General features: G+C 64.6%; 26 protein-coding genes and 2 other RNA genes. 6 read left to right on the top strand and 22 right to left on the bottom strand.

The features are described 5' to 3' along the window. Nucleotides 1-73: 73 nt before the first annotated feature. From ACNFJ7_RS00610 to ACNFJ7_RS00555, 12 genes are all read right to left on the bottom strand, one after another. On the bottom strand, nucleotides 74-385 hold the full coding sequence (locus tag ACNFJ7_RS00610) for a hypothetical protein (protein ID WP_019368740.1): 312 nt from the start codon (nucleotides 383-385) through the stop codon (nucleotides 74-76). Further along, the gene (locus tag ACNFJ7_RS00605) at nucleotides 370-906 is read right to left on the bottom strand and encodes a J domain-containing protein (protein WP_019368739.1); all 537 of its coding nucleotides are present in this window, start codon (nucleotides 904-906) and stop codon (nucleotides 370-372) included. Before ACNFJ7_RS00605 ends, ACNFJ7_RS00610 begins: the two co-directional genes overlap by 16 nt. A 67-nt stretch (nucleotides 907-973) precedes the next feature. Next, nucleotides 974-1,356, bottom strand: an RNA gene (gene rnpB / locus ACNFJ7_RS00600) — RNase P RNA component class A. A 40-nt stretch (nucleotides 1,357-1,396) separates the two neighbouring features. After that, a complete protein-coding gene (locus ACNFJ7_RS00595) occupies nucleotides 1,397-1,942 on the bottom strand; it encodes a hypothetical protein (RefSeq protein ID WP_192813033.1) in 546 nt (181 codons plus the stop codon). Nucleotides 1,943-2,021: 79 nt separating this feature from the next. Continuing rightward, nucleotides 2,022-2,723 (bottom strand): N-acetylmuramoyl-L-alanine amidase, encoded by a 702-nt coding sequence (locus ACNFJ7_RS00590; RefSeq protein WP_019368737.1) that lies wholly within the window; start codon nucleotides 2,721-2,723, stop codon nucleotides 2,022-2,024. 25 nt (nucleotides 2,724-2,748) lie between these two features. Continuing rightward, nucleotides 2,749-3,567, bottom strand: coding sequence for a CheR family methyltransferase (locus ACNFJ7_RS00585; RefSeq protein WP_026009001.1), 819 nt, complete (start codon nucleotides 3,565-3,567; stop codon nucleotides 2,749-2,751). A gap of 29 nt (nucleotides 3,568-3,596) precedes the next feature. Beyond that, nucleotides 3,597-4,694: a chemotaxis-specific protein-glutamate methyltransferase CheB gene (gene cheB / locus ACNFJ7_RS00580; RefSeq protein ID WP_082664504.1), complete on the bottom strand. Its 1,098-nt coding sequence runs from the start codon at nucleotides 4,692-4,694 to the stop codon at nucleotides 3,597-3,599. Between the two features lie 18 nt (nucleotides 4,695-4,712). Beyond that, on the bottom strand, nucleotides 4,713-5,078 hold the full coding sequence (locus ACNFJ7_RS00575; RefSeq protein ID WP_019368734.1) for a response regulator: 366 nt from the start codon (nucleotides 5,076-5,078) through the stop codon (nucleotides 4,713-4,715). Between the two features lie 67 nt (nucleotides 5,079-5,145). Beyond that, complete coding sequence (locus ACNFJ7_RS00570) at nucleotides 5,146-5,580, bottom strand: chemotaxis protein CheW (RefSeq protein WP_019368733.1); 435 nt, start codon at nucleotides 5,578-5,580, stop codon at nucleotides 5,146-5,148. Further along, nucleotides 5,580-7,892, bottom strand: a complete 2,313-nt coding sequence (locus ACNFJ7_RS00565; protein ID WP_019368732.1) for a chemotaxis protein CheA — start codon at nucleotides 7,890-7,892, stop codon at nucleotides 5,580-5,582. The genes ACNFJ7_RS00570 and ACNFJ7_RS00565 overlap by 1 nt, the downstream gene beginning before the upstream one ends. Before the next feature lie 87 nt (nucleotides 7,893-7,979). After that, a complete protein-coding gene (locus tag ACNFJ7_RS00560; RefSeq protein WP_026008999.1) occupies nucleotides 7,980-8,624 on the bottom strand; it encodes a histidine phosphotransferase family protein in 645 nt (214 codons plus the stop codon). A gap of 197 nt (nucleotides 8,625-8,821) precedes the next feature. Continuing rightward, nucleotides 8,822-8,965: a lmo0937 family membrane protein gene (locus ACNFJ7_RS00555; RefSeq protein WP_019368730.1), complete on the bottom strand. Its 144-nt coding sequence runs from the start codon at nucleotides 8,963-8,965 to the stop codon at nucleotides 8,822-8,824. Between the two features lie 369 nt (nucleotides 8,966-9,334). On the opposite strand from ACNFJ7_RS00555, the gene ACNFJ7_RS00550 reads away from it, so the two are divergent. Then, nucleotides 9,335-10,462, top strand: coding sequence for an acyltransferase family protein (locus ACNFJ7_RS00550; protein ID WP_050990137.1), 1,128 nt, complete (start codon nucleotides 9,335-9,337; stop codon nucleotides 10,460-10,462). An 11-nt stretch (nucleotides 10,463-10,473) separates the two neighbouring features. Here the strand turns inward: ACNFJ7_RS00550 and ACNFJ7_RS00545 are convergent, their stop codons facing one another. Further along, complete coding sequence (locus ACNFJ7_RS00545) at nucleotides 10,474-10,875, bottom strand: Mov34/MPN/PAD-1 family protein (RefSeq protein ID WP_026008998.1); 402 nt, start codon at nucleotides 10,873-10,875, stop codon at nucleotides 10,474-10,476. 18 nt (nucleotides 10,876-10,893) lie between these two features. Here ACNFJ7_RS00545 and ACNFJ7_RS00540 point away from each other — a divergent pair, with 18 nt between their 5' ends. From ACNFJ7_RS00540 to mtgA, 3 genes are read left to right on the top strand one after another with little or no spacing between them, the layout of a single operon-like run. Beyond that, nucleotides 10,894-11,850, top strand: coding sequence for an RluA family pseudouridine synthase (locus tag ACNFJ7_RS00540; RefSeq protein ID WP_019368727.1), 957 nt, complete (start codon nucleotides 10,894-10,896; stop codon nucleotides 11,848-11,850). Nucleotides 11,851-11,907: 57 nt separating this feature from the next. Beyond that, a complete protein-coding gene (rpoH, locus tag ACNFJ7_RS00535) occupies nucleotides 11,908-12,813 on the top strand; it encodes an RNA polymerase sigma factor RpoH (protein WP_019368726.1) in 906 nt (301 codons plus the stop codon). Nucleotides 12,814-12,872: 59 nt separating this feature from the next. Next, nucleotides 12,873-13,616, top strand: a complete 744-nt coding sequence (gene mtgA / locus ACNFJ7_RS00530; RefSeq protein ID WP_019368725.1) for a monofunctional biosynthetic peptidoglycan transglycosylase — start codon at nucleotides 12,873-12,875, stop codon at nucleotides 13,614-13,616. A gap of 57 nt (nucleotides 13,617-13,673) precedes the next feature. Here the strand turns inward: mtgA and ACNFJ7_RS00525 are convergent, their stop codons facing one another. The 9 genes from ACNFJ7_RS00525 to ACNFJ7_RS00485 form a co-directional block, all read right to left on the bottom strand. Continuing rightward, complete coding sequence (locus ACNFJ7_RS00525; protein WP_019368724.1) at nucleotides 13,674-13,934, bottom strand: hypothetical protein; 261 nt, start codon at nucleotides 13,932-13,934, stop codon at nucleotides 13,674-13,676. A gap of 71 nt (nucleotides 13,935-14,005) precedes the next feature. After that, on the bottom strand, nucleotides 14,006-14,329 hold the full coding sequence (locus ACNFJ7_RS00520; protein ID WP_019368723.1) for a YbaB/EbfC family nucleoid-associated protein: 324 nt from the start codon (nucleotides 14,327-14,329) through the stop codon (nucleotides 14,006-14,008). Next, a complete protein-coding gene (locus ACNFJ7_RS00515) occupies nucleotides 14,326-15,984 on the bottom strand; it encodes a DNA polymerase III subunit gamma/tau (RefSeq protein WP_019368722.1) in 1,659 nt (552 codons plus the stop codon). Before ACNFJ7_RS00515 ends, ACNFJ7_RS00520 begins: the two co-directional genes overlap by 4 nt. A 10-nt stretch (nucleotides 15,985-15,994) precedes the next feature. Beyond that, nucleotides 15,995-16,828, bottom strand: coding sequence for a CPBP family intramembrane glutamic endopeptidase (locus ACNFJ7_RS00510; protein WP_019368721.1), 834 nt, complete (start codon nucleotides 16,826-16,828; stop codon nucleotides 15,995-15,997). An 89-nt stretch (nucleotides 16,829-16,917) separates the two neighbouring features. Continuing rightward, nucleotides 16,918-17,015: signal recognition particle sRNA small type (ffs, locus tag ACNFJ7_RS00505), an RNA gene on the bottom strand. A 50-nt stretch (nucleotides 17,016-17,065) separates the two neighbouring features. Then, nucleotides 17,066-17,194 (bottom strand): hypothetical protein, encoded by a 129-nt coding sequence (locus ACNFJ7_RS00500; protein ID WP_019368720.1) that lies wholly within the window; start codon nucleotides 17,192-17,194, stop codon nucleotides 17,066-17,068. 87 nt (nucleotides 17,195-17,281) lie between these two features. Then, nucleotides 17,282-17,932, bottom strand: a complete 651-nt coding sequence (locus tag ACNFJ7_RS00495; protein ID WP_019368719.1) for a sigma-70 family RNA polymerase sigma factor — start codon at nucleotides 17,930-17,932, stop codon at nucleotides 17,282-17,284. A 95-nt stretch (nucleotides 17,933-18,027) separates the two neighbouring features. After that, nucleotides 18,028-18,165, bottom strand: a complete 138-nt coding sequence (locus ACNFJ7_RS00490; protein ID WP_019368718.1) for a hypothetical protein — start codon at nucleotides 18,163-18,165, stop codon at nucleotides 18,028-18,030. Nucleotides 18,166-18,232: 67 nt separating this feature from the next. Further along, nucleotides 18,233-19,030 carry a response regulator gene (locus ACNFJ7_RS00485; RefSeq protein ID WP_019368717.1) on the bottom strand — a complete coding sequence of 266 codons (798 nt, stop codon included), beginning with the start codon at nucleotides 19,028-19,030 and terminating at the stop codon, nucleotides 18,233-18,235. On the opposite strand from ACNFJ7_RS00485, the gene ACNFJ7_RS00480 reads away from it, so the two are divergent. Both ACNFJ7_RS00480 and ACNFJ7_RS00475 read left to right on the top strand, forming a co-directional pair. After that, the gene (locus ACNFJ7_RS00480; protein ID WP_152997931.1) at nucleotides 19,001-19,471 is read left to right on the top strand and encodes a NepR family anti-sigma factor; all 471 of its coding nucleotides are present in this window, start codon (nucleotides 19,001-19,003) and stop codon (nucleotides 19,469-19,471) included. The genes ACNFJ7_RS00485 and ACNFJ7_RS00480 overlap by 30 nt on opposite strands. Before the next feature lie 68 nt (nucleotides 19,472-19,539). Continuing rightward, nucleotides 19,540-21,054, top strand: a complete 1,515-nt coding sequence (locus tag ACNFJ7_RS00475; protein WP_019368715.1) for a sensor histidine kinase — start codon at nucleotides 19,540-19,542, stop codon at nucleotides 21,052-21,054. Nucleotides 21,055-21,232: the final 178 nt, after the last annotated feature.

Raw genomic sequence — 21,232 nt, 5'->3', positions numbered from 1 at the left:
CCACGCAAAGGCGGATGGACTCCCGCCTTTGCAGGAATAGTGGTGGGATGTGGCGAGCGCAGTAGCTCCGACCTTAGGAAAGCCCCAATTCGCGCCCGACTTCCTCCAGATCGGCGCCCTTCTTCACGATCAGCCATTCGCGCGCCTTTGCGCCGTTCACCACTGTCACCGCGCCGCCCGGGCACAGGCCTAGGCATTTGGTCTCGACGACCCCGACCTCCGCCTTGCGGCCCTTTCCCAAACCAAACTGCTTGCGTAGCGCCTTGGTGAGCGAAGTCTTGCCCTTCAACCCGAACCCGCCGCCCAGCTTCTTTGAACACTTGCCGCACACCAGCACGGCATTGCCCCAGTTGGACGTGACCAGCTGTGTCACTGCGGTTTCCATTGGCGCCGGTCCTCAACACTTTTCAGCACGTCATAGGCCGCCTGGATCGCCTGGAAGCGCTTGGCGGCATCCGCATCGTTCGGACGTACATCGGGGTGGAATTCCTTGGCGAGCCGCCGCCAGGCGCCACGCACGGCCTCGAAAGTCGCATCGACGTCCAGTTCCAGCACTTCCAGTGCCTTCATCTCGTCGCGCGAGCGGCTGCCGTCGCCCGGGCCTGCCCAGCTGTTTGTAGCCGATTGCGCATAGCCGTTCGCCGTACGGCGCTCGTTCGCCTCGCGTTGGGCCGCCTCTTCTGCAGTCAAACCCGCGAAATAGTCCCAGTTGCGGTTGTATTCCGCGGCATGTTCCTCGCAGAAATACCATCGCTCGGGGTTATTCGGAGACTTAGGCGCCGGCCGATCTCCGGGCTTGTCGCAGCCGTCGCGATCGCACAGCCGCACGCGCGCAGCCTCGCGCTCCGAACCGTACTCGCGCCAGCGGGGAAAGCCCCAGTCCATCGATCGCGTGTGTCGCGCCATAGCCGTCCAGATAGGCGCGAGGCAGGCTAAAGGCCAGACCTTGCCGCGCCGCAGCATCGTCCAGATAAATGCCAGAGGGTCTGTAAGCCGGGTTCTGTCCACCCTCTTGCGAAGGATAGGCGACCATTCCTCTAGGCGACGGATCGCTCCGCCGCTCCAGCAACCAACCCGGACGACGCGCCGAAACGAGGCGCATGTGCCGTCCCTATTCGGTCTTGCTCCCGGTGGGGTTTACCAAGCCGCTTCCGTTACCGGTCGCGCGGTGCGCTCTTGCCGCACCCTTTCACCCTTGCCCTTACCCCGGCGAACCGGGACAGTGGGCGGTCTGCTCTCTGTGGCACTTTCCCTGGGGTCACCCCCGGCGGGCATTACCCGCCACCGTCGTTCCGTGGAGCCCGGACTTTCCTCCCCCCGCTTTCGCAAGCAGGCGGCGGCCGCCCGACCCTCTGACGTCTCCGCTCTAGCGGTTCGGCGCCAGCGCGCAAGCTGTTCAGAGGTCCTGGATTGGCGGCGTGGAAACAGCATCGTCGACCGGTGCCGCGGAACTGGTGTCGGAAGCCACCGGAGCGGCGGCCAGTTCGGACGCGGATACGGTAGGGGTCTCCCTTGCGGTGTCGTCGACGATCGCTCTGTCCGGCGTGATCGAGTCGGTCGGCCGGGGCGTTCCATCTTTCGCAGTCTTCTCGGCATCTCCGCGGGTCCGACCCGCCTTTTCCGCCTTCTCGCGCTCTGCGGCTTCGGCAGGATCCACCTTAGCGGGCGCCATGGCGGTCCCCCACGCCTGCACTTCAATGCGCCACTGAGTGCTGGTGGTGCCGCCCGCAAGCGCAGCGCGGCGATAGTCGGATGCCACGCTCACCACCTTATCGGCACCGGAAACGCGCGCTACGCGTTGCAGTTCGGCGGTCGCCTCCGCTGCGGTGGGGGCGTTGACGATCCCGACGCCAGGCCCCTTCTCGTCCCCACGTACCGTTCCCGTCATCCGCACATGGATCGGGCCGATTGCCGTCATAGGCGGGCGAATCGAAAAGCTCACCGACTGTTCCTCCGAGCAACAGTTCAGCAAACTTCGCTTGCGAGTTCGTAAGGATTTGAAGTTAATCCTCCCGAGTTTCTCAATCTTCACCCTGCGGCTTGGGCAGCAACAGCGCCAGCAGGATACATCGGCATTCCATATCGATCTCGCCGTCAATCATCTCCGGGCGAAAGCGGCGCTGGAACGCGGTCACGGCCGCCACCGGATCGGTGACATCATAGCCGAACCGTTCCAATGCCAGCATGAAGCCGCCATCCGGCCAGCCGGGATCGACGAGATTTCGCGTCGGCCGCGGCAGCGCCAGCCGCAGTCGGGCCAGTGCATGCCAGTTGAACAACTCGCCCGGATCCTGCTTGCGGGCCGGCGCGACGTCTGAATGACCCACCACATTGCCGCGAGTGACGCCGTGGCGCTCCTTGATATCGGCGACAAGCGGGATCAGCGCCCCCATCTGCTCGGGTGTGAACGGTCGATAGCCATGTTCATGGCCGGGGTTGACCATCTCGATCCCGATTGAGGCAGAATTAACGTCGGTGATCCCGCGCCATTGCCCCCGCCCGGCGTGCCAGGCGCGGCGATCCTCGGACACCAGCCGAAAGACGCGGCCATCCTCTTCGACCAAATAATGAGCGGAGACCTGCGCCCCCGGGTCGCGCAGTCGCGCCAGCGCCGCCTCCCCACTCTCCATACCGGTGTAATGGAGCACGATCATCGAAATCGGCAGCAAGCGGTCGCCATGGTTTGGCGAAGGCGCGTCCAGTATCTCAAGCCCATCGATCATGCGCTCTTCTACTGCAGTCCGGGTTTCAGGCAATGGCGGCGAGCGGCGGCGGCGCTTCGACGGTAGTGTACATACCGCGGAATACTTGGCTGGGTGTGAAGCGGTCAGTCAGGCCGATCACCGTCTCTCCCGCCCCCAGCACCAGCAGGCCGCCGGGACGAATGGCGCCGGCGAGCTGATCAAACACCAGGCGCCGCAGCGTTGGCGAGAAATAGAGCATCACGTTCCTGCACAGGATGATGTCGAACCGGCCCGGCGGGGGCGCGTCCGCCGTTAGATTGTGCCGCCGGAACTGAATGCAGCGGACCAGATCGGGATTTGCGACCCATTCACCCGCGCCGGTGGCGTCGAACCATCGCACCATCCGGCGGATCGAAAGGCCGCGCTGAATTTCGAACTGCGAGTAGCGGCCGGCGCGCGCGCGCGCGATCGCGGCGGGTGACACGTCGCTGGCAACGATTTCCGGCGGCGTCGCAAAGGTATCCGCCCGCTCGGCGAGCAGTATCGCCAGCGATAGCGGCTCCTGCCCTGTCGAGCAGCCGGCGGACCATATTCGCAGACGCCGCCCCGCCAATTCGGCCTGCATCGCCTCTGCTGCGTCGACAAGATGCTCCAGCACCGCGCCGTCGCGGAAAAAGCTGGTCTCTTGGTTCAGCAACACATCAACCACCTTGTCGGCTAATTCGCCGGTGCGCGAGGCGATCAGTCGGCCGACCAGCGCGTCCACCGTGGCCAGTCCGTGTTCGCGCAGCAGCGGCTTCAGTGCGGTTTCGATGCGCCATGCGCGATTGGCGGCGATCTGCTGGCCGGTACGCTGTTCGAGCAGCGATCCTATCAACTGCATCGCGCCCGCCGAGGGAGTTTCACCGCCGATCACCGGGCCGCCCCCCGTACAATAAGGCGGCCGATTTCATCGGGCGGCAGCACGGCGGTCGCCCGTCCCGCGCTGGCCACAGCTCCCGGCATTCCCCAGACAACGGAGGTGGCCTGATCCTGGGCAAGGACGGTGGCGCCTACATCGATCAGGCGCCCGGCACCTTCGCAGCCGTCCCGCCCCATACCGCTCAGCACCACGCCCACCGCGCGGCTAGCGTAGACTTCCGCCACACTCTCGAACATCGGATCCACTGAAGGCATGCAGCCGCTTTTCGCCCAGTCGGTGCTCAGCCGGATCGCTGCTCCTTCAGAGGTGCGCACGACGCGGAGATGCGCCTCGCCGGGCGCAATGATGATCCGGCCCGGCCGAATGCGCAAACGATCGGTCGCGACTTCGCACGGTCGCCCGCCCAGCACCGCCAGTTGTGTCGCGAAGTACTGCATGAAGCTGGGCGGCAGATGCTGCGTCACCAGGATGGCCTGTTGGAAGCTTGACGGAATCTCTCGCAGCAATTGGCTAAGCGCGTGAATGCCGCCCGTGGAAGCGCCGATCGCGACGATCTGAAAAGGATCGAGCGCGATGCTCGCTCCCGAAGCGCCTGGAAGGGTCGGGCGGCCCTGGCTCTGCGGCAAAAGCGGCGCCTCGGCTGCGGATTCGAACAATTTGGCGAGGCGCTCCTCCAGCACCTCGGCAAAGCGCCCCCCAAAAGCGCCGACGCCCGGTTTTACCAGCGTGTCCGCCGCGCCGAGAGCAAGCGCCTGCAGGGTTGTCGCAGCGCCCTCATCGGCGGAGGAAGAGACGATCAGCACCTTCGCCCCCCGCCCAGCAATGACGATATCCGGAAGGGCGGTGAGTCCGTCGATACCAGGCATCGCGATGTCGAGCAGGATGATGTCCACTCGATGCGTACGCAGATACTCCAGGGCACTGCGCGCCTCGCTCAGCGCAGCGACGACATGGAAGCGGCGCGTTCCTTCCACCATGCGGCTCAGCACCGATCGCGCGACGACCGAGTCGTCGACGATCAGCACACGGCCTTGGCCAGAAGGCACAGTCGGCCGCTCCGGCGGAAGCGATGCTAGCGGGGTGGTCATGCGGTCTGCCGCTGCCGTTCAGGCGACGCCGACGATCTGCAGCTTGCTCTCCAGCGTCTCGCGATCGAACGGCTTCATTACATATTCGTCGGCGCCAGCTTCGATCGCGGCGCGGATATACGCCATGCCGTTCTCGGTGGTGCAGAACACCACCTTGGGCCGTTGCGGCAGCCCGGCTTCCTTCAATGCACGAAGAAAATCCATGCCGCTCATTACCGGCATGTTCCAGTCGAGCAGGATCACGTCTGGAACGTCGGCGAGGCACGAATCGAGCGCCTCCCGTCCATCGGCAGCTTCCCGGACGTCGAACTCCAACGTCTCAAGAATGTGCCGGGCGACCTTTCGGATCACCTTCGAATCGTCCACGACGAGGCACGTTTTCATCTTCCCCGGATCCCGCTGGCAGGTGTTTTTGGCCCTCACTTTTGCCAGACAAGGTGTAATGGTATCGTTAATCTTGGCAGGCAAGCAGGTCGGTATTCGGTACCAGGACGCTCAGGTCGATCGCCAGCACGGGTTCTCCGTCACGCTCCACCATGCCGCGCGCCGCGTTTCGCCATGCCCCTTCCAAAACGACGCCACTTGCAAGTGGCCGCAGTTCGAACGGCGCGACATCTTCTAGCACGTCGACGAGCATTGCATAGAAATGCCCGTCGACCCGTGTGATCACCGCTCGGCGGGCAAGGCTGCAGCCGTTCAGCCCCAACGCGGCTTCGGTGTCCACCACCGTGACGACGCGACTGCGCAGCGCGGCCAGCCCACGGATCGACTTGGCGGCGCGGGGAACGGCAGTTACTTCGCCGATATCGACCACCGATTCGACCTGGTCGGAATCGATGGCGACAGTGCGACCGGCGAGTTCGGCGAGTAGAAACAGACGTTCCATCATCGCGCTCCCACGCGGGCTTCGAGCGCAAACAGCAGTCCGGCGCGATCATAGCGGTACACGCTTTCGTCCCCCGCTTCCGCCTGACGCTTGCGCCGCAGCCGCACGACCGGCGCGCTGCCGGCCGGAAGATCGGCAGCATCTTCGGACAGGATCACTGCAGGCGTGTCGTCCGCTTCGAGGGTGGTGGCCACTCGATATCCCGCGGTTTCCAGCAACGGCCGGACGAACGTCGCCATCCAGCCATCCTTGTCGCCGGCGATAAGGCACAAAGGCGCGTCCTTCGCCGCCACCCGGTCGGCGTGGGTGTCGAATATCCAGAGGACGTCTAAAATTTCGACAAGTTCGCCGTCAACCAGCGCGACCCCGGCCGCGCGCCCGGGCACGCGCGCCGGCACGAAATCGGCCGCCACGGTAATGATGTCGAGCGCCTCGTCGATGGCGTAGGTGACTTCGACGTCCTCGTCCTTCAACCGCAGCACGCCGAAATGCGCGCGACCCTGGATCGAGCCCTGCATCGCCAACGGCAGGATCCGGTCGTCCACCGTCAGCCGATAGGCGCCCGCAGCGTGACACACCTGGCTTGCCGCCACCTGCTCCACGCGGTCGACGGCGGAGAGCGGCACCGCCCGGCGCGCGCCATCGAGATCGCGGAAGAGCAAGGCCGCCAGCCCGGGCGCCTCCGGCTCAGCCGGCTCCGCGCCGAACGCCTCGTCCAGATCGCGCGTGAAATCCAGGCCCGCAACCCGCGCCATGCCACCACTATCGAGCAGCAGCATCGGCAGCCCGGAATCCGGCAGAGTCTGCCCGGCATAGATGCCCGTCGCCATCACCGCGGGCGAGGCTGGCTTGATCACCAGTTCCTCATTGTCGATCACATGATCGACGACGAGCGCGTAGCTGCCCGCGCCGGCGGCGACGATCACCAGCATCTTCGCGGCATCGGACGCCGCCCGCTGCGGCAGGTCGAGCAGTTCGGCCAGGTCGAGCAGCGGCATCCGACGCTCGCGCACCGTGACGATCGGCGTGTCGCCCAGCACGTCGATGCGGATCGCGTGGCCGCGTGCCGCGACGATTTCCTCGATCGACTGGCGCGGGATGGCGAACCGCTGATTCCCGACCCCCACGATAATCGCTGACATGATCGAGAGCGTCAGCGGCACCCGGATGGCGATGCGCAGCCCCTGACCGGGGCGATTGTCCAGTTCGATGCGTCCGCCAATCTGGTCGACGCTGGACTTGACGACATCCATCCCGACACCGCGACCGCTCACTTCGGACACGCTGTCCCGGCTGGACAGACCCGGATGAAACATCAGTTCAAGTTGCGCGTGCAACGGCAGGGCGCGCAGCTCGCGCTCGGGGCGGACGCCGATCGCGGCCAGCTTGGCAATTAGCCGATCGACATCCACCCCGCGCCCGTCATCGGCAATTTCGACGATAATCTGGTTGCCCGACTGGCGTGCAGCGACGGTCAGTCGGCCCGCCTCCCGCTTGCCGGCAGCGCGCCGATCGCCCGGCGCCTCGATGCCGTGATCGATCGCGTTGCGGATGATGTGCACCAGAGGATCGCGCAGCACCTCGATCATCTCGCGGTCGAGTTCGACGTCCGATCCTTCGATCTGAAGCGTCACCGATCGGCCGAGCGTCGCAGCGATGTCGCGCACCATGCGCGGCAGCGGCGAGAACAGCGCATCGATCTTCTGCATGCGGGTGCGCATCACCGTGTCGCGCATCTCTCCTACAGTGAGCGACAGCCGCTCCAGCGCCGCTTCCACCGCAGGATCGATCGGCGCCATCCGCAGCCGCCGCGCCAGTTCGTTGCGCGCCAGCACCATTTCGGACATGCCGCCCATCATGCGATCGAGCAGATCGACATTGAGGCGAACGCTGCGAGACGGCGCGCGCGGGCCGGCCATGGTGGCAACGGCGGCGACCTGCTGCGATCCCTCAGCAAGCGCCGCGATCAGAAGATCCTCGCCCCCATGATCGAGCGCATGGCCGGCATCGATCGCCTCCACGATTTCGCCGATCCTGTCGACCACCGCGAGCACCGCGTTGACCAGCGCACGATCCGGCGTACGAATCCCGTCGCGCACCTGCGCCAGCGCGTCTTCCGCCGCGTGCGCCAGCCGCTCCAGCCGCGGCAAGTCCAGAAAGCCGCAGCTTCCCTTCACCGTGTGAACGAAGCGAAAAATCGCATCGAGGCGCGCGCGATCGTCGGGATGGGCCTCCCACGCGACGATTTCACCCGAGAGCGCTTCCAGCGTCTCGCGCGTCTCTGCGATGAAGTCCTGCAACAGGTCGTCCATGGGGCCCCGGTGGAAATTTCCGGATGCACCATGGGGGAGCGTGGGTTAATTCCCGGTTAGAACCGCGCGGCCGCGGCGAACCACCGATCAGCCGATCGGGAAGGAAGCGCCGAACAGCAGCACGTCGGATTCAGGCGGGCTCACCTGCAGCTCGCCGCCATGCTGAAGCACCAATTCGTGCGCGAGATAGGCAGCCGCCGCGCGCGGGGTGATCGCCATTTCCTCGCGGCCACCGGCTAGCGCGCTACGCAGTTCCGGATCGAGCACGATGCGGGGGCCATCCGCACGGATGACGATTTCGATCATGCCCTCATGGGTCTCGGCGCCGATATCCAGCTGGCCGCCGCGGATCAGAGCGTCGCCACCGATCAGTGCCAGGTTGAGCAGCACCTTGATCGCCTGCTTCGCCATCACGGGTTCCTCGACCATCCAGCCGATCTTCACGCGGTGGTTGTCGCCGAACAGTCCTTCCAGCGCCGCCTGCGCCTCGCGCGTGTCCACCGTCTCGCCGAAGCCACCGGCCGCGCCGAATGCAAGACGGAAGAATTTCAGCTTGTTGGCGCTAGCGCGCGCGCTTTCGCTGAGCAGTTCCAAGCACCGGGCGCGCATTTCGGGATCATGCTCATCGGCCAGCAGCTCCAGACCATTGTTCAGCGCGCCGACCGGACTGAGCAGGTCGTGGCACAAACGAGAACAAAGCAGACTCGCGAATTCGGTAGGGCTGATGTTCAAGGCAATACGGCTCCCGGTTGGCACCCCTTTGGCGCAGCGGATGAAAAGCTGCAAGCATCCCGGCAGGCAGCACGCACCATTGGAAGCTTCCGCGGGACAAATGGTTTCGGGAACAAGGGCGATAAAGCTAGGCGATCACGACATTTGTTCAGATGCCGTCGCCCGGCCGGCAATCGATCGCCGGCCGGGCGCCTGGACTATACTCTGCGGCCGGTGAACAGCTGGATCAGACCGATCACCAGCGCGATCACAAGCAGGATGTGGATGATTCCGCCAGCGATGTGGAACGAGAACCCGAGCAACCACAGCACGATAAGAATGATAACCAGCGTCCAAAGCATCGTCGGCACTCCCTGAAACCAGCTACCCAACGACAGACCCTATCCGATCGTTCCGGCCGCGCCTGAAATGAGCAATGGTTTGAAACATTCCAACCCTCTATGGCGGCACTTGTCGACACGCGCAGGTGCGTGCGGAGCGAATGTGCTGGCCGGAAGGAAAGGGCTGCGCGCCCAAACCGCTATGGCCGCCGGGCCGGATCAGGGGTGAGAAAACCAGCGCAGGGTGCACTGCAGCAAAATATTTTTCTCAGTCACGCCATATACATTGACATGTTCTCTCCATTCATCGCAAGTCATCCATACTATCGTTGCAATGCAACGGTTAAATTCATTTAACCCACAACCTTCAAGCGAAATCGATATCATATCATGAGCCGGCTTGATCAGCGATTTGATACGTTGGATGGCATGCGTGGTGTCGCAGCTATATTTGTCGTCGCCTATCATCTTATGCAGCGCCATGGCAGCACAACCTTTGCTGGCTATCTCGCCGTCGATTTCTTCTTCCTGCTCAGTGGTTTCGTCATTGCCTTCAGCTATCACCGCCAGCTCGCCGAAGGCTTGTCGCCCGCCCGCTTCATGGCAATGCGCATGGTCCGGCTGTTCCCGCTCTACGCCGCCGCCTGCGTGCTGGGGATCGGCAAGCAAGCGATCGCATCCGCGCTGCACGACGACCGGGCGATGAGCGCGGGGGTTCTTATGTGCAGTTCGCTATTCGGTGCGCTGATGCTGCCCTCGCCGTGCACCGCCACCATGTTCCCACTCAACATGCCGACCTGGTCGCTGTTCTTCGAACTGGCGATCAACGTAGCCTTTGCGGTGATCCTCTGGCGCTTGCGCCTGCCGGTGCTGGCGATCGTGATGGCGGTGGCCGCCGTCTATCTTGCCAGCAGAATCGCGCCTCCCCTCTACATGGATTCGGGGTGGCTCTGGACCAGCGCGCCGTTCGGCGCGGCCCGCACCGCCTTTTCCTTCATCGGCGGCATGCTGATCTATCGCGTGCTGCCGCTGCACCACCGGCGTGCTTCCTGGCTGGCACCGCTCCCGCTGCTTGGCTTGATCGCACTCCTGCTGATGCCGACGCCCGTGTCCTTGCGCCCGATGGTGCAGTTGCTGATCGTGTTCATTGCCTTTCCGGCATTGCTGCTGGCGGGGATCTGCCTCGAAGCGCGACCGGGCGTCGCCGGCTGCTTCAGGCTGTTGGGAAACCTTTCGTACCCCCTTTACGCCCTGCACGCGCCGTTGATCGCCTTGATATTACCGATCCTGACGCAGGCCGGGCTGTCGCCGCTTGCTTCCATGGCGATGTTCGTGGTCGTTATGCTCCCCATCGCCCATGGCGCGGCTGTGGCAGACGGGCGCATCCGCGCCTGGATCGGCGTGCGTCTCAAGCTTCGAAGAGGCGCGACACGCCAACCAAGCGCTGCGGAAGAAGCGGCGCTGCCGCCGATTGCGCTTTTGCGGCCTGCCACCATCGGTGAAGAAAGTTCGGCCTGAACGGCACTCTTTCAAATGGCCATAAGCTGCACGGGCGCAAATCGGTCATGCAGCCCCGCAATGCCGGCGCGCCAGCAGCGGACCTCGTCGCCGCCAAGGATGACCCAGAGCTTGCCGTCGGGCGCTGCCATCGTGGCGTCGGTTATGGACGGCGCCGCACTGCCGCTCGGATGCGAGTGCCAGTAGCCGATCACCCTTGGACCGCCCTCGCGCTGCGCCCGCAGGGCGGCAAATAGCGCTGCCGGGTCCAGCTCGAAATGGGTTTCGGGGCGCTCGGCTACGTTGCGAACCTCGCGAAAGGCGTTGATAGCGCCGCTTTCGCCAAACAGGAGGCCGCATGCCTCCCGCGGCCAAGCGACAGCCGAAGCTTTTTTCATACCGTCCAGTATAGATCTTGAAATCGTAACGCCCATGCCCATTTCCGGTAAAACATGAATCAGGGGGTTTCCATCTTAGAAGCGCGGATCGCGGAAGGCGCACATGGCTGGCGGCTGGACCGCGCGCTCGCCGATGCCCTGCCCACCTTTTCCCGCGAGCGGCTGAAGGCGCTGATCTCCTCCGGCGCCGTCACCGGCCCCGATGGCGCGCTTGCCCGCGATCCCGCGCGCAAGGCCAGCGGCGGCGCACTGTTTCAGGTGGCCGTGCCGGATCCCAAGCCCGCGCACAATGAAGCGCAGGACATTCCGCTGAACGTGGTGTTCGAAGACGAGCATCTGATCGTGATCGACAAGCCGGCGGGCCTGGTCGTCCATCCCGCGGCAGGCAATCTCGACGGAACGCTGGTCAACGCGTTGCTCCACCATTGTACCGGCCAGCTTTCGGGTATCGGCGGCGTGGCTCGACCGGGCATTGTCCACCGGATCGACAAGGACACTTCGGGCCTGATGATCGCCGCCAAGACGGATCCCGCGCATGTCGGGCTGGCGGCGCAGTTCAAGACGCACAGCATCGACCGGCGCTATCTGGCGATCGCCAGCGGCGTGGTGCGCACGGCAAGCCGCACGGTGGATGCACCGCTGGCCCGATCGCCAGCCAACCGCAAGAAAATCGCGATCTGCCCGCCCGGTCACGGGAAGCACGCGATCACCCATATGCGCAGACTTCGTGAACTTCGCGATGCGACGCTGATAGAATGTCGGCTTGAGACGGGGCGGACGCATCAGGTGCGCGTGCATATGGCTTCGATCGGCCATCCCCTGGTAGGGGATCCTCTATATGGAAGCATGCGTTCCGGCCATCGCGGACTTTTGGCAACCTTGGGTTTCCAGCGCCAGGCCTTGCATGCGGCGCGTCTCGGGTTCATCCACCCGATAAATGGTAACGCTTTAGCGTTCGAAAGCGAAATGCCTGCTGACATGCAGGAACTGTTCAACCAGCTTGTCGTATGAGTTTTCGGTGCTCGCGTCCCAGCCGGACCGGCACCCGAAGGAAAGGGAGAAACGATCATGGCTAGCGGCAGCAACGTCCCCGCGACGATCCCCGCGCTCGGCGGCGAGGCGAGCCTCAATCGCTATCTGGCCGAGATCAAGAAATTTCCGATCCTGAGCCCCGAGCAGGAATATATGCTTGCCAAGCGGTTCCAGGAGCATGGCGATACCGATGCGGCGGCGCAGCTGGTCACCTCGCACCTTCGCCTCGTGGCGAAGATCGCGATGGGCTATCGCGGCTATGGCCTGCCCGTGTCGGAGCTGATCTCCGAGGGTAATATCGGCCTGATGCAGGGCGTGAAGAAGTTCGAGCCCGATCGCGGCTTCCGCCTCGCCACCTATGCCATGTGGTGGATCCGCGCCTCGATCCAGGAATTCATCCTGCGTTCGTGGAGCCTGGTGAAGATGGGCACCACCGCCGCGCAGAAGAAGCTGTTCTTCAACCTGCGCAGGATGAAGGCCAAGCTCGACGCGTTCGAGGATGGCGACCTTTCGCCCGAACATCTCGCCAAGATCGCCACCGATCTGGGCGTGACGGAGGAAGAGGTCACCTCGATGAACCGCCGCATGGCGATGGGCGGGGATACCTCGCTCAACGTGCCGATGCGCGAGGACGGCGAAAGCCAGTGGCAGGATTGGCTGGCCGACGAGGGTCCGCTGCAGGACGAAGCCGTCGCCGACGCACAGGAAGCCGATGTCCGCCACGAAATGCTCGTGTCGGCGATGGAGGACCTGAACGAACGTGAGAAGCATATCCTCACCGAGCGTCGCCTGACCGACGATCCCAAGACGCTCGAGGAACTGAGCCAGGTCTATGGCGTATCGCGCGAGCGCGTCCGCCAGATTGAGGTGCGGGCGTTCGAGAAGCTGCAAAAGGCGATGATGCGTCTGGCGGGCGACCGCCGCCTGATCGCCGCCCACTGATCGCTCAACGGTTCCCGCACCGGTTGCGGGAACCGCCCCGGCTGGGGCATGGCGGTGCGGTGACGAAGAATCGCGCCCGCGCCTCCTCCCCTCGCCGCTCCCCCGCTAAGGCGCGCAAGCCCTGGTGGCGCCGCCTGTTCGTGCTGGGGGTTCAGCTTGTGCTCGGCTTCGTGCTGCTGTCGCTGCTGATGGTCACGCTCTACCGCTTCGTGCCGCCACCGATCACCTGGACGATGATCGGCGACGTGCTTGCAGGCCACGGCGCGACCAAGGACTGGATGTCGCTCAAGCGCATCGACCCGAGCATGGCGCGCGCGGTGATCGCCGCCGAGGACGCCCGCTTCTGCCAGCATCGTGGCTTCGACTTCGAGGCGATCGAAAAGGCGTATCAGCGCAATGCCCAGGGCGGCCACCGCATCCGAGGCGGATCGACGATCAGCCAGCAGACCGCGAAGAACGTCTTCCTGTGGCAGAATGGCGGTTACTTCCGCAAAGGCCTGGAAGCCTGGTTCACCGTGCTGATCGAGAACATCTGGGGCAAAAGGCGGATCATGGAGGTGTACCTCAATGTCGCCGAGACCGGCATCGGCACCTATGGTGTGAACGCCGGTGCGATGCGCTATTTTCATCACGACGCGTCGCGGCTCTCGGACCGTGAGGCGGCGCTGATCGCCGCCGTCCTGCCACTACCCAAAAAGCGCGCGGCGATCGACCCGAGAGGGTTCACCCGTCGCTATGGGAACAAGATCAACGCGCGGATCCATGTGGTCGCGGGAAGCGGGTTGGATCGCTGCTTGAAGTGATCCGCTTTCAGGCTGTCATCCTGGCTTCCGCTGGGATGACAGCCATTCGATCAAACCTTACTTCGCCGCGTCCTTTGCCGCGTCGCCGACATCCTTCGCGGCATCGCCGACGCTGCTCGCAGCGCTGGTGACCGCATCGGTTTTGGCATTCTCGCGGGCATTCTGGTTGAACAGGTAGAACGCCCCGACCACCACCGCGATCAGCAGTGCCAGCCCGATCAGCGCCATGCCGGCACCCCCACCGCTGCGCCGCTCGACCACCGTGGTGTGCGTGCCGCGATCCGCAGCCACGCCGTCTTCCACGATACGATCCGCCATAGTTTCTCTCCTTGATTGTGCCTGGCGACAGCAACCGAGGGGGCTAAACTATGGTTCCCTGCAGCCTTGTCTCAAAACGGGAGCTTAAACCCCGGCGGCAGCGGCAGGCCGCTTGTCATCTTGCTCATCGCCTCCTGCGAAGCGGTGTCGGCCTTTACCCGCGCATCGTTGAACGCGGCGACCAGCAGATCCTCGAGCATCGTCTTCTCGCCGACGTTCACCAGCGAATCATCGATGTCGATGGCAATGATGCGCCCCTTCGCGCTGGCTTTCACCTTGACGAGCCCACCGCCCGAAACGCCCTCCACCTCGACGGTGTCGAGGCTTGCCTGCGCCTTGGTGAGTTCGGCCTGGACGTTCTGCGCCATGGCCATGATTTCTTCGAGACTCTTCATCCGTCACTCCCGGTCTTGGTCCAGCCGATCAACTCGGCGTCTGGAAAAGCTTGCATCGCAGCGGCAACGATTGGCGAGGCGAGCACCGCATTGCGCTCCGCAGCCTGCCGGGCGGCCTGCTCCTCACGCAGCGTCATCGCGGTGGCACCCTCGACGAGCGTCACCTTCCAATGTACGCCGGTGCTGTCCTTGAGCGCGCCACCTAGCTCGCGCACGAAATCCTGCGGCAGCGGCCGCGCCGCGCCAAAATCGATCTCGCTGCCCTCGAACCGCACCGGCCGCATGTAATCACGGACGAACATCGCAAGCTGGAGACGGCGATGTGCCTCCAGATGCTCGGCAAGCTCGGTGAGGTTGGTCGGCAGTACCGGCCCAGCTTCCTGCACCGTGGCAGGCGCTGGCGCGGTTGGTTCCGCAGAGACCGCGGCGGGCGCACCAGCGGGCACCGCGATGCTGCCGCTCAGGATCTGCTTCGCCAGCTCGCCCGGATCGGGAAGCTGCGCCGCATGGATCACCCGCAACAGCGCCATTTCGGTCGCCTCGATCGGCAGGGCGGCCTTGGCGACTTCGTCATGCCCGCGCAGCAGCAACTGCCACAGCCGGTGCAGCGCCGGGAAGGACAGCCGGCTCGCCCAGCCCTCCATCGCCTCGCGCTCTTCGGTCGACTGGCCCGAAAGCCGGTGCGTGCCAAGCTTGACCAGCGTCACGCCGTGCACCGTCTCCAGCAGCGCGCGCAGCACCGCCAGCGGATCGACACCGAGATCATATTGCGCCCGCAGGCCCTCCAGCGCTTTCTGCGCCTGGCCTTCAATAAGCTTGCCGAACAGGTCGCGATTCGCGCCGCGATCGGACAGGCCGAGCATCTGGCGCACCGCCTGGGCCTTGACCCCCTCGCCTTCCAGTCCCGCATGCGCGATCGCCTGGTCGAGGATCGAGAGCCCGTCGCGCGCCGAGCCTTCCGCCGCACGCGCGACCAGCGCCAGCGCCTCGGGCTCGGCCTCGACCTGCTCGGCCTCGCAAACCTTCGCGAAATGCTCGGCGAGCAGTTCGGCCGGAATGCGGCGCAGGTCGAAGCGCTGGCAGCGCGACAGCACCGTTACCGGCACCTTGTTCACTTCCGTCGTGGCGAACAGGAACTTCACATGCCCCGGCGGCTCCTCCAGCGTCTTCAGCAGCGCGTTGAACGCGTTTTTCGACAGCATGTGGACTTCGTCGATGATGTAGATCTTGTAGCGCGCCGAAACCGCCGCATAGCGCGACGCCTCAATGATCTCGCGCACGTCGTCGACGCCGGTATGGCTAGCGGCGTCCATCTCGATCACGTCGATATGGCGCCCCTCGGCGATCGCGCGGCACGGCTCGCAGACTCCGCACGGGTCGATCGTGGGACCGCCCTGCCCGTCCGGGCCGATGCAGTTAAGCGCCTTGGCAATCAGCCGGGCGGTGGAGGTCTTGCCCACCCCGCGCACGCCGGTCAGCAGGAAGGCATGCGCCAGCCGGTCGCGGCGGATCGCGTTGCCCAGCGTGGTGACCATCGCATCCTGACCGATCAGCGCGCTGAACGTCTGCGGCCGGTATTTGCGGGCGAGCACGCGATAGGCTTCGCCCTTTGCGGGCTGCGGCGGTTCGTCGAGGCCAAGCAGGGAATCGGACATCACCGCTTATCTAGGGGGCTGCGCGGCGTTTGTCGAAGTCCGGCACGGTGATCGCGCGACGACCGGCAGGCGAGAGCAGTGCCCAGAGCAGCAGCAGCGCACCCCAGGCCATGACGATCGCCGACACGCCTGCCTGAAGCAGCACGCCGCCGTCCGTCGCGGTGGCAAAATTATAGCCGCTATGCCAGAGCGCAGCCGCCAGCACGCTTCCCCGTGATGCGGCAGAGACCTGGGCGAGCACGAAGCCGCCAAGCACGAGCCCCAATCCGAAGCCAAACACCAGCATGGCCGGGCTCATGGCGCGATAGGTTGCAACGATCCAGATCAGTGGCGCGTGCCAGGCAATCCAGATCGCCGCCTGAATCAATACGCCGCTCACCGCGCCGAACCGGGCCTGTAGACGTGGGAGCAGATAGCCGCGCCACCCGGCCTCCTCGCCATAGCCGTTCGCGAGGAGCACGACGGCGAAGAGCGCCAGCGGTGGGAGGACCGGCAAACCGCTGAACCTGCGCAGCCTGTCCGCGGCGATCGTCTGCCCAAGACCCGCAGCGGCGGCAGCGAAGCCGGCGAGCAGCAGAAACGGCGTCAGCGCCAGCAGCCAGCCGCGCAAACCTTGAGGCAAGCGAAGGAGCCGTTGCAGCCACGCGGCGTGTCCGCCCCTGGGAGCGCAGACCAGCGTGCTTGCCGCGCCTGCGATACACGGCCCCAGCAGCCCGCCGAAATGCGTGGGTAGCGTTCCCGGCCGAACGATCGCGCCGTGCAGCGCCATCGGCACCCACACGGCCCAGGAAATCCCGAACGCCAGCAGCAGAAACAGCCCGATCTCTCGTGTATCTCCGCGCATGCCCGCTTCCCCGCATCCAGCACGCGCGGCTTTTCGCCTGCAAGGCGTAGTCGCGCCATAGGGAGCTTCACGGATCCAGCGATGTGCGCGATGGTGGGAGCCGGAACGACCCGGGACGAAATCGTTGCGGCTGCTTCCTTCCGGACCTGACCGGGTTGGCGACGGTACCGTCCGCCCGACTCCCGCGGCGCATATGGGGGATGTGCCGCCATCAGGCAAGAGCCGTTTTCGCCGCGATCAACCCGCCAGTTCGGCCAAGCGCCACAAGAGGAACAGCAGCGCGGTGCCGAGCACGATCACCGCAATGGCAGCAGCCACCAGCGGGCCGAAGCCCGACTGGCGGTGCGGAAAAGGATCGAGGCGCATATTCCTATCTCCACCTGAACACCGATGGAGAATCGCGCTAACGACAGATGCAAACCATTGGGAAAACGCACAAGGCGCGACGGGCTGTCAGCGGTCGCGGCTAAGGTCGTCGACTTCGCCCATGATGGTATCGAGAGCGCTGCGCCCGTCGGCGTTGAGCGACGTGGAACGTCGCGACGGCAGTTGCCCCTCGCTCAACAGCGATTCGAGCGCGACGCGGCCGCGTGCGACGCGGCTCTTGATCGTGCCGACCGCCACCTGGCAGATTTCGGCAGCCTCCTCATAGGCGAAGCCACCGGCACCCACTAGAATCAGCGCTTCGCGCTGCGGCTGGGGAAGGTGCAGCAAAGCGCGCTGCATATCCGACAGTTCGACATGCCGATCCTGGCTGGCCGGCGCGGCAAGCAGCCGGTCAGCCACTAGATCGTCCCATTCGCCCTTGAAGCGGGCACGCCGCATCTGGCTGAGATACAGATTGCGCAGAATGATGAAGGTCCACGCGCGCATATTCGTGCCGGCCTGGAAGCGCTTGCGTGCCGCCCACGCCTTCAACAAGGTTTCCTGCACCAGATCATCCGCCAGATCTCGGCTGCCGGACAGCGATCGTCCGAACGCACGAAGGTGGGGGATAACCTGGGCCAGCTGGGTTTTGAATTCGGGATCGGAGAGCGACACATGCTCCACCGGCGGCGCGATCGCAGCCTCTTCCCCCTGGTCCGACTGGGTAGCTTCCGTCATGCAATCCCGTTCAGTTGCGCGCATCACGTCGCGGTTGCCAGCTAAGCTGGGGTCCGTTGGTGCCAAAACAAGCGTCGTTGCGTTAAACATCGCCGTCAAACCATCAGAATGACGGCGAAAATCGCGATAACCAGCACTGTTCCGATCAACAGAACATAGCGGGTGACGCCGGGCGTCGTGCCGGCGCGCGCGCGGTCCGTGGTGATACGGGCGGGTTCGTCTTGCTCAGCCATGCTGCGTAAACACACAAGAAACGTTTAGGGTCCGTACCAGGTGGAACCCGCCCAAAATTTCACGTCGTCAGGCCGGAACTGTGGCCTCGTCGAAGAACAGCGCCTGGCTGATCGTCGCCTTGACCGTTTCACGCTGGAACGGCTTGGTGATGAGGAAGGTCGGCTCGGGCCTTTCGCCCGTCAGCAGGCGTTCCGGGAAGGCAGTGATGAAGATCACCGGCACACTAAACTCGGCGAGAATATCCTTCACCGCATCGATGCCCGAACTGTCGTCCGCCAACTGGATGTCGGCGAGCACCAGGCCCGGCCGATCTTCCATCGCGAGCGCCACCGCTTCGTCGCGCGTCACCGCAACGCCGGTCACGTCATGCCCCAGATCGCGAACGATCTGTTCCAGGTCCATCGCGATCAGCGGCTCGTCTTCGATGATCATCACGCGCGTGCGAGTCTGGCGTTCGATTTCCTGCACGGCTTCGGCAACCAGTTCGGTGACCCGTTCGGTATCCTCTCCGATCAAATAGGCCGCATCTTCCGGCGGGAAACCTTCCACCGTCGTCAGTAGCAGCGCCTGGCGTGACAGGGGAGTAAGCTGGGATAACCGGCGGCGCGCGATTGATTCCTGATCGCTACCCGAATCATCGGCTTCGTCCGCCTCGTTCCACTGGGTCGACTGCCAGATCGCCTGAAACGTCCGATACAGACCAAGCCGGGCGTCGACATCGCGCGGGAACTGATCGGGCGCCGCGACGATCGCCTCCAGCGCGGCACGGACGTAGCGGTCGCCTTCCGCCTGATTGCCGGTGAGCGCACGGGCATAGCGACGCAGGAGCGGAAGATGCGGCGCGAGTTGCTGTCCAAGCGACATGAGCTGTTTTTTCTCCATCGAGTGCGGGTGGCGTCGTCGCCGCCGGCAAGCCTGATTTGTACTGATTCCGTTACCCGAAGGAACCCCTCCCCGGATTTCGCATCGGCCATGGAACAATCGAGTAGCTCTTTGGTTTCATCCGCCAACTGCGCCATGGGGCGCTGTGACGTCGGGTGCTTGCACTCGGCGGCATTGTTAGTATTCGCGGCAAACGGCTGTATGGCGTTTATTGGTCCGGCAGCCCGGACGATCCGGGCCCTCAGGGGGGAATTGGTGTCTTCTGCTAAAGACGATCAAAGCAAGCGAACGGCGAACGGCGAACCCGCACCTGCGGCTCGGCCGGACGTCGACTTGGCCGACGCCCTTAAGAAGGCGTATGATGAAACCGTGAATGAAAGCGTACCAGACGATCTGCTCGACCTGCTGAAGAAGCTCGGTTAACCATCTTTGGCATGAATGGTATGCAACCCCCGCCCCGCGGCCGAGGTTTGTCGGCTGCGTTGGCGCGCATGCCGACCGGTGCCAAAGTATTCTTCATCCTGGTCGGGGCGCTGCTGCCGCTGGCGCTGATTGCGCTCTTCACCACCATGCAGACGACCCGCAGCGCCGACGATGAAGCGCGCGAACGCCTGGCGGTTACCGCGCGCGGCAGTTCCGGCGCGCTCGAAACGCTGCTTGCCAACCATGTCGCGCAATTGAGCGGCGCGCTGAGCGATCTGGAAGCCGATCCGCAGGACGCACCCAGTTGCATGCGCCTGGCCGGCACCTATGCCGCGCAGCGTCCGGCACGATATCTGATCCGCGATGCCCGCCGCCGCGTCCTGTGCGGCAGCGCCTTTCCTGAAGCCGATGCCCAAGTTCCCGACGTGGCGGGTACGCAGGCGCATATCGTTCCCGGCGGGCTGCTGTTGCGAATCGGCAGCGACAGCGGCGCCGCGGCCTATGCCTTCTATCCGCGGGACCTGCTCGTCAGCCTGACGCGCCCCAGCGGATTTGTACCCGAATATGGCGCTGCACTGGTGGTGCATGGCGATCGGCTGACGCTGCGCGCGCTGCGGGAAAGCAGCCCGCTGGATCGCGGCAAGAGCGTCCGCATCGATCTCGGCGTGGAAGATCTCGCGCTGGAAACCACGTTGCCCGGTGCGCCACTCAATTCGCCGCTGGTCATCGCCACGGTACTACTGGTGCTGATGTGGATCGCCGCGGCGGCGATCGGCTGGTTCGTCGTCGACATTCTGCTGATCCGGCCGCTCCGACGCCTGCGCGGCAATGTCTCGCATTACCAGCCTGGCGAAGTGATCGACAGCTCGGGCTTCGGGCCGGTGCCCGCGCAGGAGATTCGCGAACTGGCGGAAACCTTCACCGAGATCAGCCGCACGGTGCAAGCGCATGAGGCCGATCTCGCAAAGGGGCTGGTCCGCCAGACGCGGCTCACCCGCGAAGTACACCATCGGGTGAAAAACAATCTCCAGGTGATCTCCAGCCTCATCAACTTCCATGCGCGCGCCGCGAAGGGGCAGGAGGCGGCCGACGCCTATGCCTCGATCCAGCGGCGTGTCGACGCGCTCGCCGTCGTCCACCGCCATCACTATGCAGAGATGGAGGAGAATCGAGGGCTTGAACTGCGATCGGTGGTCGGTGAATTGGCAGCCAACCTGCGCGCCACTGCCGCGACGCAGGCGCCCCGGCTGGGTATCACCTTGGAAATCGAGGCGCTGCTGGTCACCCAGGATGTCGCCACGGCAATTGCCTTCCTGCTGACCGAAATCATCGAGCTCGCCATCGCCTGCAGCCCGGACGCGCAGCTCCGCATCTCGGTGAAAGGCAGCGCCGAGGATCAGGCACGCGCCGTTCTACGGATCTCGTCGCCTACGCTCGTCAGCAATACGGAGTTCGAAGCGCTGGTAGACCAGCGCTATGGGCGAGTGATGCAGGGTCTGGCTCGGCAGCTGCGCGGCCAGCTGCACCATGATCCGCTGGTGGGTGCATACGAGATTGCCATCGCCATCAATGGCAGGCCCTGAAAAAAATCTCAAATAGCCGGGAACCGTGTTGCGCGGACCGTGTTCTTACCAGCGGATAGTGACCTTTTGCCCCCCCGCTCTCGCTATCCACGACATGGGCCCGGAAGCGTCTACCCTCCCCCCCCCGGTGACGCTTCCGGGCCTACATCCTTCCAACAGCACCGAAATCTTCATCGCA

This window comes from Sphingomonas sp. HT-1 (genome assembly GCF_048568905.1).
Taxonomy (GTDB): domain Bacteria; phylum Pseudomonadota; class Alphaproteobacteria; order Sphingomonadales; family Sphingomonadaceae; genus Sphingomonas.
The sequence above is the reverse complement of the archived record's forward strand: the minus strand, read 5'-3'. Positions and strand labels throughout refer to the sequence as shown.

Bases quoted from the DNA above. Each gene is read 5' to 3' on its own strand.
- ACNFJ7_RS00610 (WP_019368740.1), bottom strand. From the start codon at position 385: ATGGAAACCGCAGTGACACAGCTGGTCACGTCCAACTGGGGCAATGCC.
- ACNFJ7_RS00605 (WP_019368739.1), bottom strand. From the start codon at position 906: ATGGCGCGACACACGCGATCGATGGACTGGGGCTTTCCCCGCTGGCGC.
- ACNFJ7_RS00590 (WP_019368737.1), bottom strand. From the start codon at position 2,723: ATGATCGATGGGCTTGAGATACTGGACGCGCCTTCGCCAAACCATGGC.
- ACNFJ7_RS00585 (WP_026009001.1), bottom strand. From the start codon at position 3,567: ATGCAGTTGATAGGATCGCTGCTCGAACAGCGTACCGGCCAGCAGATC.
- cheB (WP_082664504.1), bottom strand. From the start codon at position 4,694: ATGACCACCCCGCTAGCATCGCTTCCGCCGGAGCGGCCGACTGTGCCT.
- ACNFJ7_RS00575 (WP_019368734.1), bottom strand. From the start codon at position 5,078: ATGAAAACGTGCCTCGTCGTGGACGATTCGAAGGTGATCCGAAAGGTC.
- ACNFJ7_RS00570 (WP_019368733.1), bottom strand. From the start codon at position 5,580: ATGGAACGTCTGTTTCTACTCGCCGAACTCGCCGGTCGCACTGTCGCC.
- ACNFJ7_RS00565 (WP_019368732.1), bottom strand. From the start codon at position 7,892: ATGGACGACCTGTTGCAGGACTTCATCGCAGAGACGCGCGAGACGCTG.
- ACNFJ7_RS00555 (WP_019368730.1), bottom strand. From the start codon at position 8,965: ATGCTTTGGACGCTGGTTATCATTCTTATCGTGCTGTGGTTGCTCGGG.
- ACNFJ7_RS00550 (WP_050990137.1), top strand. From the start codon at position 9,335: ATGAGCCGGCTTGATCAGCGATTTGATACGTTGGATGGCATGCGTGGT.
- ACNFJ7_RS00545 (WP_026008998.1), bottom strand. From the start codon at position 10,875: ATGGGCGTTACGATTTCAAGATCTATACTGGACGGTATGAAAAAAGCT.
- ACNFJ7_RS00540 (WP_019368727.1), top strand. From the start codon at position 10,894: ATGAATCAGGGGGTTTCCATCTTAGAAGCGCGGATCGCGGAAGGCGCA.
- rpoH (WP_019368726.1), top strand. From the start codon at position 11,908: ATGGCTAGCGGCAGCAACGTCCCCGCGACGATCCCCGCGCTCGGCGGC.
- ACNFJ7_RS00525 (WP_019368724.1), bottom strand. From the start codon at position 13,934: ATGGCGGATCGTATCGTGGAAGACGGCGTGGCTGCGGATCGCGGCACG.
- ACNFJ7_RS00520 (WP_019368723.1), bottom strand. From the start codon at position 14,329: ATGAAGAGTCTCGAAGAAATCATGGCCATGGCGCAGAACGTCCAGGCC.
- ACNFJ7_RS00515 (WP_019368722.1), bottom strand. From the start codon at position 15,984: ATGTCCGATTCCCTGCTTGGCCTCGACGAACCGCCGCAGCCCGCAAAG.
- ACNFJ7_RS00510 (WP_019368721.1), bottom strand. From the start codon at position 16,828: ATGCGCGGAGATACACGAGAGATCGGGCTGTTTCTGCTGCTGGCGTTC.
- ACNFJ7_RS00500 (WP_019368720.1), bottom strand. From the start codon at position 17,194: ATGCGCCTCGATCCTTTTCCGCACCGCCAGTCGGGCTTCGGCCCGCTG.
- ACNFJ7_RS00495 (WP_019368719.1), bottom strand. From the start codon at position 17,932: ATGACGGAAGCTACCCAGTCGGACCAGGGGGAAGAGGCTGCGATCGCG.
- ACNFJ7_RS00490 (WP_019368718.1), bottom strand. From the start codon at position 18,165: ATGGCTGAGCAAGACGAACCCGCCCGTATCACCACGGACCGCGCGCGC.
- ACNFJ7_RS00480 (WP_152997931.1), top strand. From the start codon at position 19,001: ATGCGGCGCGAGTTGCTGTCCAAGCGACATGAGCTGTTTTTTCTCCAT.
- ACNFJ7_RS00485 (WP_019368717.1), bottom strand. From the start codon at position 19,030: ATGTCGCTTGGACAGCAACTCGCGCCGCATCTTCCGCTCCTGCGTCGC.
- ACNFJ7_RS00475 (WP_019368715.1), top strand. From the start codon at position 19,540: ATGCCGACCGGTGCCAAAGTATTCTTCATCCTGGTCGGGGCGCTGCTG.